The 14,561-nt window shown below is 61.8% G+C and carries 14 protein-coding genes; 2 read left to right on the top strand and 12 right to left on the bottom strand.

The features are described from left to right. Window positions 1-162: 162 nt before the first annotated feature. Window positions 163-921 carry a M48 family metallopeptidase gene (locus H2Z33_RS12775; RefSeq protein ID WP_017382909.1) on the top strand — a complete coding sequence of 253 codons (759 nt, stop codon included), beginning with the start codon at window positions 163-165 and terminating at the stop codon, window positions 919-921. 210 nt (window positions 922-1,131) lie between these two features. After that, the gene (locus H2Z33_RS12770) at window positions 1,132-2,400 is read left to right on the top strand and encodes an OprD family outer membrane porin (protein ID WP_058689569.1); all 1,269 of its coding nucleotides are present in this window, start codon (window positions 1,132-1,134) and stop codon (window positions 2,398-2,400) included. Between the two features lie 102 nt (window positions 2,401-2,502). Here the strand turns inward: H2Z33_RS12770 and H2Z33_RS12765 are convergent, their stop codons facing one another. From H2Z33_RS12765 to H2Z33_RS12710, 12 genes are all read right to left on the bottom strand, one after another. After that, window positions 2,503-4,143, bottom strand: a complete 1,641-nt coding sequence (locus H2Z33_RS12765; protein ID WP_063134848.1) for a thiamine pyrophosphate-binding protein — start codon at window positions 4,141-4,143, stop codon at window positions 2,503-2,505. 13 nt (window positions 4,144-4,156) lie between these two features. Beyond that, entirely contained in the window at window positions 4,157-5,626 is a 1,470-nt protein-coding gene (locus H2Z33_RS12760) for an aldehyde dehydrogenase (RefSeq protein ID WP_063134847.1), read from the bottom strand. A 9-nt stretch (window positions 5,627-5,635) separates the two neighbouring features. Further along, window positions 5,636-6,406 carry an aspartate dehydrogenase gene (locus tag H2Z33_RS12755; RefSeq protein ID WP_063134846.1) on the bottom strand — a complete coding sequence of 257 codons (771 nt, stop codon included), beginning with the start codon at window positions 6,404-6,406 and terminating at the stop codon, window positions 5,636-5,638. Window positions 6,407-6,415: 9 nt separating this feature from the next. Then, window positions 6,416-7,210 carry an SDR family oxidoreductase gene (locus tag H2Z33_RS12750; protein ID WP_058707354.1) on the bottom strand — a complete coding sequence of 265 codons (795 nt, stop codon included), beginning with the start codon at window positions 7,208-7,210 and terminating at the stop codon, window positions 6,416-6,418. After that, window positions 7,194-7,964, bottom strand: coding sequence for an alpha/beta fold hydrolase (locus H2Z33_RS12745; protein WP_063134845.1), 771 nt, complete (start codon window positions 7,962-7,964; stop codon window positions 7,194-7,196). Before H2Z33_RS12745 ends, H2Z33_RS12750 begins: the two co-directional genes overlap by 17 nt. Before the next feature lie 10 nt (window positions 7,965-7,974). After that, on the bottom strand, window positions 7,975-8,505 hold the full coding sequence (locus H2Z33_RS12740) for a cupin domain-containing protein (protein ID WP_063134844.1): 531 nt from the start codon (window positions 8,503-8,505) through the stop codon (window positions 7,975-7,977). 10 nt (window positions 8,506-8,515) lie between these two features. After that, a complete protein-coding gene (locus H2Z33_RS12735) occupies window positions 8,516-9,772 on the bottom strand; it encodes an MFS transporter (RefSeq protein WP_023314815.1) in 1,257 nt (418 codons plus the stop codon). Between the two features lie 25 nt (window positions 9,773-9,797). Further along, window positions 9,798-10,985 (bottom strand): NAD(P)/FAD-dependent oxidoreductase, encoded by a 1,188-nt coding sequence (locus tag H2Z33_RS12730; RefSeq protein WP_062938032.1) that lies wholly within the window; start codon window positions 10,983-10,985, stop codon window positions 9,798-9,800. Then, on the bottom strand, window positions 10,982-11,908 hold the full coding sequence (locus tag H2Z33_RS12725) for a VOC family protein (protein ID WP_023304399.1): 927 nt from the start codon (window positions 11,906-11,908) through the stop codon (window positions 10,982-10,984). Before H2Z33_RS12725 ends, H2Z33_RS12730 begins: the two co-directional genes overlap by 4 nt. Window positions 11,909-11,986: 78 nt before the next feature. Beyond that, complete coding sequence (locus tag H2Z33_RS12720; RefSeq protein WP_063134945.1) at window positions 11,987-12,775, bottom strand: IclR family transcriptional regulator; 789 nt, start codon at window positions 12,773-12,775, stop codon at window positions 11,987-11,989. Window positions 12,776-12,787: 12 nt separating this feature from the next. Then, window positions 12,788-13,537 (bottom strand): SDR family oxidoreductase, encoded by a 750-nt coding sequence (locus tag H2Z33_RS12715; RefSeq protein ID WP_040118080.1) that lies wholly within the window; start codon window positions 13,535-13,537, stop codon window positions 12,788-12,790. Continuing rightward, window positions 13,537-14,559 carry an aromatic ring-hydroxylating oxygenase subunit alpha gene (locus H2Z33_RS12710; protein WP_017692695.1) on the bottom strand — a complete coding sequence of 341 codons (1,023 nt, stop codon included), beginning with the start codon at window positions 14,557-14,559 and terminating at the stop codon, window positions 13,537-13,539. The genes H2Z33_RS12715 and H2Z33_RS12710 overlap by 1 nt, the downstream gene beginning before the upstream one ends. Window positions 14,560-14,561: the final 2 nt, after the last annotated feature.

Raw genomic sequence — 14,561 nt, 5'->3', positions numbered from 1 at the left:
GACCATTCTTTTGCAGCTTAAGAAATCTCTGGATCATGCTCGCATGTTGCGCAATCTGCTCGCCCGCCCCTGTCGATATTCCTTATACTTAGCCCGACACCGGCTTCGTTGACGGTGCATTTTTCGGAATTAATTCAGATTAACGAGTACGGAAGCAACATCATGAAAATGCGTGCAATCGGGCTGGCTGTGGGAACAACGCTCCTGCTAAGCGGCTGTCAGAATATGGATTCTAACGGCCTGATGACCTCAGGCGCAGAAGCTTTTCAGGCCTACTCATTGAGCGATGCGCAGGTGAAAGCGCTGAGCGACGAGGCCTGTAAGGATATGGATGGAAAAGCTACGCTTGCCCCGGCAAACAGCACCTACACGCAGCGTCTGAACAAGATTGCTTCCGCGCTGGGCGACAACATTAACGGTCAGCCGGTGAACTACAAGGTGTATATGGCGAAAGACGTCAACGCCTTTGCGATGGCGAACGGCTGTATTCGCGTTTACAGCGGCCTGATGGACATGATGACCGACAACGAAGTGGAAGCGGTGATCGGCCATGAAATGGGTCACGTTGCACTGGGTCACGTGAAGAAAGGGATGCAGGTTGCGCTGGGCACCAATGCCGTGCGTGCAGCGGCGGCCTCTGCGGGCGGCATCGTCGGCAGCCTGTCCCAGTCGCAGCTGGGCGACGTGGGCGAAAAACTGGTGAACTCGCAGTTCTCCCAGCGTCAGGAGTCGGAAGCGGATGACTACTCTTACGATCTGTTGCGCAAACGCGGCATCAATCCATCGGGTTTAGCTACCAGCTTCGAAAAACTGGCGAAACTGGAGGAGGGCCGTCAAAGCTCCATGTTTGACGATCACCCGGCTTCGGAAGAGCGTGCACAGCATATTCGCGACCGTATGGCGGCAGACGGAATTAAATAATTTCAGAAGGAGGCAGTTTTGCCTCCTTTTTATTTCGCATGAATTGTTAACTTAAAAGCACGTATCGATAACCCCCCTGAAAGCCCCGCCAAATCTACCCTGCCACTCTGAAATGTCTGGTCACATAATTATTGCAAAGGTTACTTTTTCCGGTAATTATCTCTTCCGCAGTTATTCAAATTAATATATCCAGACAGAGACGTTCCCTCCGTGAAAAAAGAATTATCATTAATTGCTTTAAGTTTATTTGCCGCATTACCTGCCGCCGCAAGCCAGCAATCCGACAGCAAGGGTTTTATTGACGACAGCCATCTGGATCTGTTTTTACGCAATGCGTATATCAGCCGCGACTACCACCAGGGCCAGCAGGACAAAGCCGAATGGGGTCAGGGGATCATCGCCACGTTTGCATCCGGCTATACCGAAGGGCTGGTGGGCTTCGGCGTGGACGGTATCGCGCAGTATGGCGTGCGTCTGGACGGTGGCCGCGGCAAGAGCGGCGCGGGCGGCATCGACTTCTTTAAGCAGGAAGACGACGGCCGGGCAAAATCCGATCTGGCAAAGTTTGGCGCAACCGCCAAAATGCGCATCTCCAATACCGTACTGAGCTACGGGAATCAGCGCCCTGAGCTGCCCATCGTGAATGCCGACAGCTCCCGCCTGCTGTTTGAAAGCTACACCGGCACCATGCTGACCTCGAAAGAGATCGACGGTCTGGAAGTCAACGCCGGTTACTTCACCGACGAGCAGCGTAAAAGCGATGACCGCCACGACAGCGGACTGAAGAGCCTCTCCTTCGGCGGTGCGAGCTATCAGTTTAACGACCAGTTCAGCGGCGCGCTGTACGCCTCTCATAACGAAGAGGTGATGAACAAGCAGTACCTGGGCATGAACTTCAAACAGCCGTTCAGTACCGGGCAGCAGCTGGTGCTCGACTTCAACGGCTATAACTCCCGTCTCGACCAGCATTACGCGGACAGCCTCGACACGGGCCGCAGCAACACCATCTGGAGCCTGGCAGCGAGCTATATCTGGGACATTCACACGTTCAAAGTGGCGTACCAGCAGAGCAGCGGCAGTACCGGCTACAACTACGGCGGCTATCGCGACAAAGGCGGCGTGGGTGACGGCGGTAACACCATCTGGCTGGCGAACTCCTACTGGTCTGATTTCAACGGCGAAGATGAACGTTCCTGGCAGGCATCCTACGGTCTGGACTTTGGCGGCCTTGGTTTACCGGGCCTGAGCTGGACCACCGCCTACGTGCGCGGCGATAACATCAAAACCTCTGAAACCAGCAATGGCAAAGAGCACGAGTGGTTTAACCAGATCCAGTACCAGGTGCAGGATGGCCCGGCGAAAGATCTGAAGCTGAAGCTGCGCTACTCCGTACTGCGCGTCTCCAGCAACGCCAGCGAGTACAACGTGGGCGGGGACGAGATCCGCGCTTACGTGGAATACCCGTTTAACGTGTTCTGATTTACCCCCTCACCCTAACCCTCTCCCAAAGGGAGAGGGAACGCTGTCACCCTCTCCCTTTGGGAGAGGGCTGGGGTGAGGGCTTCAGACCGCACTGCACTGCTAGTAAAGCGTCTTCTGCGGCGGCCCCGCAAACTTAAGGGCGCCAATCTGCCCCATCCGCACTTCCACTACCGACGGCCCCGGCATCGCCAGCGCTTCCGTCATCACCGCATCAAAGTCCTCAGCCCGCTCAACGCTCCACGCCTGAAGGCCAATCGCCTGCGCCAGCAGGGTAAAGTCCGGCGTATGCAGTTCGTTATAGTACTGACGCCCGCCAAAATATTTATCCTGAATACCACGCATTACGCCGTAGCCGCCGTCGTTCATGACCAGCAGCGTCACGTTGGCTTTCTCCTGCGCCAGCGTCGCCAGCTCGCCTAAATTCAGACTCACGCCGCCGTCGCCCACCAGCCCCACCACCTTGCGCTGCGGGTTGGCAATCGCGGTGCCGATGGCCATCGGCAGCCCCATACCAATCGCCCCGGCGAGGGAGTGAATGTTCATCATCGGACCGTTAGCCCTGAACAGGCGGCTACCCCACAGGCTGCCGGACACGGTGATATCGCGCACCAGCAGGCCATCTTTCGGCAGCGCTTTCTCGATGGCATCGTTGAGCTTCGCGTAGGCGCCGCACTGCTCGCGCAGCCCCTGTTCGGCTTGCTCAACCGCCTGCTGCACCTGCGTATCCCACTGTGCGTTGCCCCACTCGCGGCCCTGAATTTTGTCTGCAAGCGCGCCAAGCACCGCTGAACAATCGGCTATCAACGTGCTATCCATCAGGTAGTTACGGCTTGCTGCCGCCGGGTCGATATCGATCTGCACCCGCGGGGAAGGCAGCTCAAGCGTCCAGGAACGGGTTTCGTTGCTGCGCAGGCGAGAACCGGCTACCAGCGTAAAATCGCACTGCGCGATCAGCGCCTCCACCGACGGCGAGTTGTGAAACGCCCGCAGGCTGGCGCGGTGGCTGTCCGGCAGCACGCCGCGCGCATGGGTGCTGGAAATCACGGTGATGCCCGCATCCGCCAGCGTTTTAACCGCGTCTGCGCTGCCCAGCGCCCCGCCCCCCAGCCACAGCAGCGGCTGTTTCGCCTGTTTGAGCTGCGCCCACAGCGCGTCCACCATTTCGGTATCCACGGCTGGAACCGATGCCGGTTTAACCGGTTTAGTCACCAGCGACAGCGGAATTTTGGCGCCCTGAATATCAATCGGAATTTCCACCGAGACCGGTCCGCACGGCGGGGTCTGCGCGTCCTGGATAGCTTTATGCAGAATCGCTATCGCCTGATTCGCATTGCTGATGCGGTACGCCCGTTTTGAGCTGGCCTTCAGGAAGGTCAGCTGGTCACGGGTTTCATGGATAAACCCGGTGTCGGCGTCCAGCCAGGCTTTCTCAACCTGCCCGGTTAAATGCAGCAGCGGCGTGCAGGCATTCATGGCTTCCACCAGCGCGCCTACCGCATTACCCGCCCCCGCGCCGGTGCTGGTCAGCGCCACGCCGAGGCCGGAAAAGCGCCCGTGGGCATCGGCCATGGTGACGGAACCGGCTTCACCGCGGGCGGGCACAAAGCGGATATTGCCCCGCTGCCCAACCGCATCCGCGATCGGCAGGTTGTGAATAGAGATGACGCCGTAGATGGCCTCAACCTGATACTGCTCCAGCGTTCTGGCGATGGCGTCGCCGACGGTTATCATTTCGCTCATTGCTCACCCTTTCTCAGTCGCACCAGTGGTTGACGCTGTTACCCGTCGCCAGATAAATGCTCTTTTGTTGCATCCAGGCTTTCAGCCCCTGGATACCCTTCTCGCGGCCCAGACCGCTCTCTTTAAAGCCCCCGAACGGGGTCGAAATCGCAAAAACCTTGTAGGTGTTGATCCACACCGTGCCAGCCTCCAGCTGCTCGCTGAGACGCAGGGCGCGCCCGGTATCGCACGTCCAAATCCCCGCCGCCAGGCCGTAAACCGAGTCGTTTGCCTCGCGGATAAGCGTGGCTTCATCGGCAAACGACATCGCCACCAGCACCGGGCCGAAGATCTCTTCCTGACAGGCGCGGGCGCTGTTGCTCAGCCCTTCGATAATCGTGGGCAGGAAAAAGCTGCCGTTTGCCAGAGCGGGATCGGCGGGTATCTCACCGCCGCACAGCACGCGGCCCCCTTCGCGCTTCGCCAGTTCGACGTACTCGATCACGCTCTGGCGATGTTTTTCGCCGATCAGCGGTCCGACATGCACGCCGTCGGTAAACGGGTGTCCGACGCGCAGCCCGCGAGTTAATTCCAGCAGCCTCGCCATCAGCGGGGCGTAAATGCTCTCGTGGATAAACAGCCGCGACCCGGCGATACACGCCTGCCCCGCCGAGCTGAAAATGCCATAGCAGATCCCGCGCGCGGCCTGTTCGATATCAGCATCCTCCAGCACGATGGTCGGCGATTTGCCGCCCAGCTCCAGCGAGGCCGGGATCAGTTTTTCCGCCGCCACGTGCGCCAGATGGCGGCCCGTGGTGGTTCCACCGGTAAAGGAGATTTTGCGCACGCGAGGATGGCGCGCCAGCGCATCGCCAATCACCGAGCCTTTGCCCGGCAGGACGCTCAGCAGCCCGGCAGGCAGCCCGGCCTGTTCAAAAATCCGCGCCAGCTCCAGCGCCATCAGCGGCGTGGCTTCGGCCGGCTTGAGGATCACCGCGTTTCCGGCGGCAATCGCCGGTGCGACCTTCTGCATTTCGCTGGCAATCGGCGAGTTCCACGGCGTGATGGCCGCTACCACGCCGAGCGGCTCATAGCGGCTCAGCGTCAGCAGATCCGGCTGGCGCGGCGTGGGCAGTTCCCCTTCCAGCAGCTCGCAGGCGGCGGCAAAGTAGCGCGCCGTTCCCGCCGCGCTCATCACCAGCCCGCGCGCTTCCGCCAGCGGCTTGCCGTTATCACGGCTCTGCATCTGCGCCAACGCGTCGACGCGGGATTCAATGAGATCGGCAACCTTATGCAGGATCTTCGCGCGCATATGCGGCAGGCTGTTACGCCAGGCGGGATCGCGCCAGGCGCGCTCTCCGGCGTCTACCGCCTCCTCCAGGTCATCCAGACTGGCGGCGTTCAGCGTCGCGTTGATCGACCCGTCTGCCGGGAAGTGGCTCTGCATCGGGTTGCCGCCGCCGTGTCGCCACTGGCCGCCGATAAAAATCTTCAGATCGTCCATCGTCTCTCCTCAGCTCAGGGCCAGCTCGCGGCAGGCGCGCACCGCGCTCAGTGCCGCCAGGGTGGAGGTTTTAGGATTAGAAGCCAGCGGCAGTCCGCTCAGCTCCAGATGAAACTCGCCGAACAATCCTTCCACATGGAGCGTGTGGATGTTACGTTTCGTTGCCGGGTCAACCATCAGCTGCACGCGGGTATCGTCCATCCCGACGCCGCCGAGCGCCACGGTCGCCGCCACGTTGGCGTTCGCCGGGAACAGCCGCGCCGCCTCGCGGGCGCTGCCTTCAAAAAAGACCTTTTCCTCTGTCACCGCATTCAGATCGATAAGCTGCTCAGCATAGCTGCCGCGCCAGCTGGCCGGGCTTTTGCGCGACTGATAGGTAACGCGCTCAAGGCCGCCCTCTTTCGCCGCCGCCAGCCCGTCAATACCGGCCACCGCACCGGAAAGCAGGGTGAGTTTTCCGCCCGCAGCGAGCAGACGCTGCTCCAGCGCGCTGTCCGCCAGCGCGCCGGTGGAAATGACGGCCAGATGCCAGCCGCGACGCAGGATCTCTTCCCCGTACTGGGCCACCGCCTGCTGGCTGGCGCATTCCAGCACCAGATCCGGCGTTTGTGCGCACGCCATCGGCGACGTCAGCGCCTCAACCGCATCGCCAAACTGGTCGTGAATGGCGGCATGGTGAGACGCGCGCGCCACGATCCAGCCGATAGCCACGCCGGCGGGCAGGCGCTCAATCACCGCCTGCGCCATGGCGCCAAAACCAATCAACATTACCTTTTTCATGATGTGTCCTTACAGATGGCGGCAGAAGCCGCCGGAAACGTCCAGCGCCGCGCCGGTGGTAAACGAGGCCAGCGGCGAAGCGAGGAACAGCAGCGCCTGCGCGGGCTCCTGCGGCTTGCCGAGGCGCGCCATCGGAATGCCGCGCTTGCGCGCGATATCCGCCGTCCACTCCGGCCAGCTCTGGCTTTTGTCCGCCCGGTTTTCAAAGCGGCGCTGCCACTGGCCGGATTCCACCATGCCGAGCAGAATGGAATTGACGCGAATACCTTTGCCCACCAGCTCTTTCGACAGCGTCAGCGTCATGTTCAGCAGCGCGGCACGAGCGGCAGAGGTGGCGATCATGTGCTCCTCCGGCTGTAGCGCCAGCAGGGAGTTCACGCAGGTAACAGAGGCAATGTCGGACTGCTCCAGCAGAGGCTGAAACGCCTGCACCGGGTTAATCACCCCGAACAGTTTGAGTTCGGCTTCGTGCAGCCACGCCTCGCGCGGGGTGTCATGGAAGTGCGCCACGTAGCCCTGCCCGGCGTTGTTGATCAGCATATCCGCCGCGCCAAAACGCGCCTGCACCGCATCCGCGAAGGCCTGAAATTCGTCGGCGTTCAGCACGTCGCAGCGGTAAGCGAAAATCTCCCCGTGGGGAAATTCGTTTTGCAGCGTCGCATGGGCGCTGGCGAGCCGATCCGGGTCACGGCCGCAGAAGGCGACTTTCGCCCCTTCACCCAGCAGCAGGCGCAGCGTTTCAAAGCCAATGCCGGAAGAACCGCCGGTAACGACCGCTACGCGCCCGTCAATTTGTGCATTCATCGCGCACCTCTTCGTTAATGCGTAAAAGCTGTTGGTTGAAAAACGCGTCGTTATCGAGATAGCTGGCGTGCCCGGCCTGCGGAATGGCGATAAACGGCATGCCGTAGCGCAGCGCCAGACCCTGAACCAGTTCCGGCTGGGTGATGGCATCCTGCTCGCCGCACCAGACTTCAAACGTGCCGGAGTAGCGTTTAAGCCAGCCGTGGATATCGTCATGCGCCAGCATCCACGCGGCGGCAAGGTAGCCTTCCGGGCGCAGCGCTCGCATGCCCGCCGCGACGGTGGCGATATCTTCCGCGCGCGCGCCGGGGCGCAGCAGCTTCGCGGCGCGGGTCTGGGCGAGGATGTCGCCTCCCAGCGCCATCTGCTGCTCGCGGTTGCGCCATACCTGCTCCCGCTGCTCCGGCGCGGCATTGCCGTACCCCTGCGCGGCGTCGGCCAGCACCAGATGAATGACGCGATCCGGGAACTTTGCCGCAAAGGCGCTGGCCACCAGCGCCCCCAGGGAATGGCCGACCAGCACTGCCTTCCAGACACCGGCGCGATCCAGCATCGCCGCCAGCGCGTCGGCGTAATCTCCCGCGTTCGCCCGCGCTACGGCCAGCATCGGGCTTTCGCCGTAACCGGGCATGTCCCACGCCAGCACGCGAAAACCGTTCAGCGCCATTTGCTTGTGCCAGGAGGCGGCGCCGGAGCTGATCCCGTGCAGCAGCATCAGCGGAATACCGCTTCCCTGTTCACGAAAACCCGTCATCATGCCCCCCTTAGTTCCGCTTCACTTTGGAAAGCGGATGGTCGGACGGATAGGTTGGGATTTCCGGCTTGTTGGTCCCCAGCATGACGCACATCAGCGCTTCTTCTTCGCCGTGGTTAAACAGGCCGCGATAGATGCCCGGCGGAACGGAGATCAGGTCACGCTCACGCAGCACGGTTTCTGTGTAGTTGTCGCCGTCCTGGATCATCAGCGTGATCTGCCCCTTGAGCATGAAGAACACCTCTTCCACGTCGTCGTGCAGGTGCAGCGGTCCTTCGCACTTCGACGGCAGCACCATGGTGGAGAAGGTAAAATGGTCCGCCTGCACGGTGTTGGCGTCGTTCGCGACGCCCGTTGCGCCGGTGCCGATGTAGCGCATCTGCGCCCGGCGGTATTTCGGGTCAAAATCGGCCTGGAACTTCAGCGCGTTCCAGTCGTATTTACGGCCTTCGAAGCGCGCGATGCGCGACTCGACCCACTCTTCCATCGTCAGATGGTCAGGTTTGATGCCTGTTGTGTTGGTTACGGTTGAATCAGTCATGACACTCTCCTCAGTAACGTCTCAGCAGCGGCAGTAACAGGACGCAGCCCACCGCCGCCATCACCGCCAGAAAAATCAGCCCGGAATCCATGCTGTGGGTGAAGGCGATAAGCGCGCCCATCACCGCCGGCGACAGCGCGCCCGCAAAGTTTCCCAGCCCGTTGAAGATACCGCCCGCCGTGGCGCTCACCCGGGGATGGGTGGCCTTCGCCAGCAGGGCGAAAATGTTGGGCGCGCCGGTGCCCCACATAAAGGTGCTGAAGCTCATCGCCGCAATGATGGCGAGCGGGGTATCGAGGTGCATCACCGCCGCCAGCCCCACTGCCGCCCCCGCCATCGAGATAAAGCAGGCCGCCGCGCGCTTATCGACCCTGTCCGAGAGCCACGCGCCAATCACTTCCCCCGCCAGCATGGCGATGAACGGCATCGACGACAGCCAGCCTGCATGCTCCAGATGAATGCCTTTGCCTTTGATCAGGTAGCCCGGCAGCCAGCCGTTGATGCCCCACAGGTAGGTCAGGAAAGCGATGTTAAAGATGCAGATGATCCAGAAGTGCGGGCTGACAAACAGCTCGCGCCGCGCCGCGCGCCGCTCGTCCCGGGACGCCTGCGAGGTGCCGGGTTTTGCCTCCAGGCGGATCCCGCGCAGACCTATGCGCACAAAGATAAGCACCGGCACGGTAAGCATGGCCATCACAAAGAAAGTGCTCTGCCAGCCGAAGGTGTTCAGCAGCCAGAGGGAAAGCGGGAAACCAATCGCCGCGCCAACCGGGGTGCCCAGCAGCCACAGCATGGTGGCGCGCGCCTGCAAATGCTGCGGGAAGTTGTGGCGCACGATGGCGAAGGCCAGCGGGAACAGCGGTCCTTCCGCCACGCCCAGCAGAATACGCAGGACGATCATCAGCGTGTAGTTATGGGTAAAGCCCATCGCCACCATCAGCACGCACCACACCGCCATCATCCCGGTGAGCAGGCGCAGCGGCGCGATTTTGTCGCCTAAACCGCTTAAAAACACCGATGAGAAGCCATAGCTCAGCAGGAAAGCGCTCATCAAAATGCCGAGACGCGTGGTGTCGAAATCAATGCCCATCGCCTGCTGGAAATGGGTATCCGAAAAGAGCGCCGCGATGCTGATTTTGTCGAAAAACGCCAGCAGCACGCAGGCCAGCAGCGACAGCGGGATGGCCCAGCGCACCGCTTTTTCGGGCGTGCGGGTCCCCTCACCGCTCGCCTCAACCGGTGCGGTGTTAGTCTCTAGTGTGGTCATCTCTCCCCCTACGGGTGCGGGTTAGCTATCGCAGTGACATCAGTGAAAAGGTCGGGTCGGCGAGCGGCACGTCGGACAGATCCCGCCCCGCCGCCATCCAGCGCTTCGCCAGCTTGACGGTACGCGCATCGTCGAACGCCACCAGCTGCGTCAGCCTCCCGTTGTCGTCCAGCGAGAAGTACAGCGCCTCTTCACGCACGACCGTTCTGCTGCCTGGCTGCGGAATACCGAGGATCTGAATATTGTGCTGATATTGATCCGACCACAGCCACGGCGCGTCGTCATAGCCTGGCTCATCGGGGTTGAGCATCGCTTTCGCCGTCGCCGCAGCCTGATTCTGGGCGAAGGCCCAGGACTGGATGCACAGCCCGTAGTGATGGTGCTGGGCGACATCTCCTGCGGCAAAGATGAACGGATCCGACGTGCGTCCCTGGGCATCAACCACGATCCCGCGCCCGGTTTTCAGCCCCGCATCGCGCGCCAGCTCCAGATTGAGATCGACGCCGATCCCGACCACGACCGCATCAAAGGTTTCACGCTGGCCGTCGCAGTGGATGACCGGCAGGCCGCCGTCGTCCTCCAGCTCCAGCGCACCGCAGCCGGTACGGATATCCACGCCCTGCTCGCGGTGAAGGGCCTCTAAGCGCTGCGATACCTCGCCGCTCACCGAGCGCATGCAGAGCGCTGGCTGCTGCTCGAACAGGGTGACCGCCACGCCGCTTTTCCGCGCCGAGGCAGCAATCTCCAGTCCGATCCAGCCGCCGCCGACGATCGCCAGTTTTTTACTTTCCGCCAGACGACTTTTCAGGCGCTGCGCGTCCTGCCAGTGGCGCAGGGTATAGACCTGCGGATGGCTGGCCCACGCCTGCGAAGGCAGGCGCGCCCGACCGCCGGTAGCGATTAAAAGGATGTTGTAACTAAGATGCTCGCCGTTGCTAAGAACAACTTTTTTCTCATCGCGATCGACAGATTCAGCGCGCAGCGGCCGGTACCAGGCCAGGTTCAGCGCCTGCTGCACCTCGTCGCTAAACAGCCTTGGGAGCGCCGCGTCCGGCTCCAGCAAAGACGCTTTCGACAGCGGCGGGCGCTCGTAGAAATCCCACTCTTCTTCCGCTACCACGCAAATCTCGCCGTCGAAACCCTCATCGCGCAGGGTTTTCGCCGCCCAGCCGCCCGCCTGGCCGCCGCCGATAATGACAATGCGCGACGTCATACCGCCTCCGGCTTTTTCTGCTGGCGGCGTGTGTCATGGTCAATCCCGCCTTCCACCGCCCACTCGGTAAAGGAGACCAGCGAATGCTCCAGCTCACGCGGCTGCCAGTTTTCCGTCAGATAATCATCGTTGGTGTAATACTCAAACGCCCCGCCGGTCGGGCTGTTGACGTACCAGAAGTACGCCGACGACACCGGATGACGGCCCGGCCCGATAAAGGTGCTCCAGTCATGTTTATTCATCGCGATACCGCCGCCGATCACCTCGTGGATGTCGCGCACGGTGAAGGCCACGTGGTTGAGGCCGCGCTTGCGGTTCGGCAGTTGCAGCAGGAACAGGTTGTGATGGCCGCCGCGCACGCCGCAGCGCAGGAACACGGCGCGGTTGATATAGCGGTCCGAGACCTGGAAGCCGAGCACCTCGCGGTAGAATTTCTCCACTGCCGCCAGCTCTTCCACGAAGAACACCACATGCCCCACGTTGATCGGCTGGGCGCGATCGTAAACCGGGCTGGGGGTGTCGATACGGCGGGCATCGCCCCACTGGTTAATCGGCTCGACGTTCAGCTCCACGTCAGTTTGCTGGGTCACCTGCACGCGCAGCGTCATGCCGTTCGGGTCCAGGCACTCCAGCGCGTCGCCCACTTCACGAAAACCTGGCTGTTGCGCCAGCTTCGGGCGCAGCGCGTCCAGGTCAGACTGGCTGGCAACCGCCCAGGTCATGCGGCGCAGGGTGTTGCCCGCTTCAAACGCGGGCGGCAGGTCGGGGCTGTCGATCGGGTTAAGCTCCACGCGCGCACCGCTCAGGGTGGTGAAACGCTGGCCGCTGGCATCGCCCGTCAGGCCAAAATCACGCATAAATTTGGCGCAGTGCGTCAGGTCTTGCACACCAAATTCCAGCTTTTCAATTCCGGTTACACTCATCGTTCGTTGCCTCATCTGGCCCAGATTGGGCGTAAAACATGCCCGACGCAGTCAAGCGCCTGACGTTAACTCACTGATTTAACTGGCCTGTGACAAATACCCTAAGAAGCCAGAAATTTTATCCGCCGCGAGGCGAACCTCGTTTTGCAGGCGCTCGCGGTCGCTCTGCGGGATCTCCTCCGACGGCACCAGAATGCTGACCACCGCCGCCACGCGTCCGCTGCGGTCATACACCGGGTAGACGATGGAGGAGATACCGTGGCGAAAGAAGGATTCGCCGATCACGTACCCGCGGGCTTTGTCCTGCTGCACCATCTGCCACAGGGCCTCGCGGTCGTGAAGCTGTCCCGGCGTGTTGCCCGGCAGGCGCTCGTGCGGGAACAGCTGATCAAAATCGGCGCGGGAGATATCGGTCAGCAGCATGCGGCCCAGCGAGGTGCAGTGCACCGGCAGGCGAGTGCCAATGCTGACCTGATTGATGCGCGACCCGGCGGCGCTGACGCGAGCGATGTAGATAATGTCGCGCCCGTCGCGGATCGCCAGATGGCTGCTGCACTGGCTCACGTCGCGCAGCTGCTCGATGACCGGCTGGCCGACCTGCGCCACGTCCAGCGAGGCGATGTACTCAAAGCCCAGGCGCAGCACGTTCATGCCCAGCGAGAAGGTATTGGTACGCGCGTTGCGCTCCAGAAAGCCCATAAACTCAAGCGTCTGTACCACGCGGTAGGCGGTCGCCTTCGGCATATCCACCAGCCGGTGCAGCTCGGCAAAGGTCAGATCGCGATGCTGTTCGCCAAAGGCCAACAGCAGCTGTAAACCGCGCTCCAGCCCCGGCACCAGATACTTCACTTCCTGATCGTTTGCCATCATCGCCCTACCTTAGTTAAAGACAAAACCGCCGTTGACCGGGATCAGCTGTCCGGTGATAAACCGTGACAGATCGCTTAACAGCCAGACCACGCTGCCGGTGACATCCTCCGGCTGCTGCGCCCCCGTTAATGCGCGACCGTTTTCGTAAAGCTGATGCCGCTCGGCCGGCACATATTCGGTTGCCTCGACGCGGGTTAATCCCGGGGCGATGGCGTTGATTCGAATGCGCTTTTCGCCAAGCTCGCGCGCCATTGAGCGGGTCATGGCAATAACCGCGCCCTTGCTGGCGACGTACGCCATCAGGCGCGGCGCGCCCCACAGCGCGGTGTCGGACGCCACGTTCACAATGCCTGCCCCTTCGCGCAGCAGCGGCACGGCGGCGCGCGTCACCAGCCAGGTGCCTTTGACGTTCACGCTCATCACGCGGTCCCACAGGTCAGGATCGTAATCGAGCATGTTTTTGCCGCCCACGCCCGTCGCCATCGCCGCGTTGTTCACCAGGCCGTCGATCTGTCCCTGCTCGCCAATGGTGCTAAAGACCTGCTCGATAGAGTGCTGATCGGCCAGATCGATAACGTGCGATTCGATCGCATAGCCCTGCTCGCGCAGCCGGTGGGCGCTCTCGGCCAGCTCGCCTTTGAGTATGTCGCACATCACCACCGCCGCGCCCTGCTCCGCGCAGGCCTGGGCAAAGTGGTAGCCCAGCCCGCGCGCGGCGCCGGTCACCACGATGCGCTTGCCGCTCAGCAGCCCATTCATCAGGCGGCTCCCTGCTGTGCTTCACGCATCGCCAGCTGCTCTTTGGCGGCCTTTTGCATCATGCGGCGCAGGCGGGAAAGGCCGACGTCGTGCTGGTACAGGTACTCATGGTCGCGCGCGTTTGGCGCCAGGCTTTCCAGCACCACACGGTCCTGCTCCAGCACTTCCCAGTGCAGTTTTTCCAGACGGTTGCGGTACATGAAGCGCCACATATCGCGCTGCCAGCCCTGCACGCGGCGGATGCGCCAGAAGAAGACGCGGCAGTTGTCGTTATCTTCCGGCACCACCATGCCGACGATAAAGAAGTGGCCGCCCGGTCCGAAGCGCTTCTTGTACGGAATGGAGAGGCGCATCCAGCAGGTGCCGCTGTTGCCGAGCTCAACCCAGTCGAAGTTGACGCCGCTCTGCCCTTTTTTCTCGAAAATAAAGCCGGTTTTGGTCGGCTGGAGCACCATGTCGGCCTTGCGATCCCCTTCCGCCATCGAGTGCGACGAGGAGTGCAGATAGGTGCCGTGCATCGGGTCCATCACGTTTTCCAGCGCGTACTGGTAATTACATTTCCACGCGGCGGTGCAGAGGAAGTTGCTGAAGTTTTCCGTGTCGGCGAGTTCATCCGGGAAGGTCAGTTCGTCCGGCTGCTGGTCCGCGGTGACGCCAAACCACAGGAAGATGGCGCCGTGCGCCTCCTGCACGTTATAGCTGCGCACGCACTGCTGGCCGACCAGCGGACATTTATCCACGGCGGGCACGTCTTTCACTTCGCCGTTGCCCGCCACCTCAACGCCGTGATACCAGCAGGCAATGCGGTCCCCGAGGTTCCAGCCCATCGACAGGCGCGCACCGCGATGCGGACAGCGGTCCTCCAGCGCCTGAACCTGGCCATCTTTATTGCGCCAGACCACAATCTGCTCGCCCAGGCGGGTGATGCCCACCGGCGCAGACTGCACTTCCCAGCTCGCCAGCACCGGATACCAGAGGCCGCGCAGGCCTTTATCCAGATAATGTTGTACGGTCGTCGTCATCG

Source organism: Enterobacter sp. YSU (genome assembly GCF_016082135.1).
Lineage (GTDB): Bacteria > Pseudomonadota > Gammaproteobacteria > Enterobacterales > Enterobacteriaceae > Enterobacter > Enterobacter hormaechei_C.
This window is presented reverse-complemented; position numbering and strand designations above follow the sequence as displayed.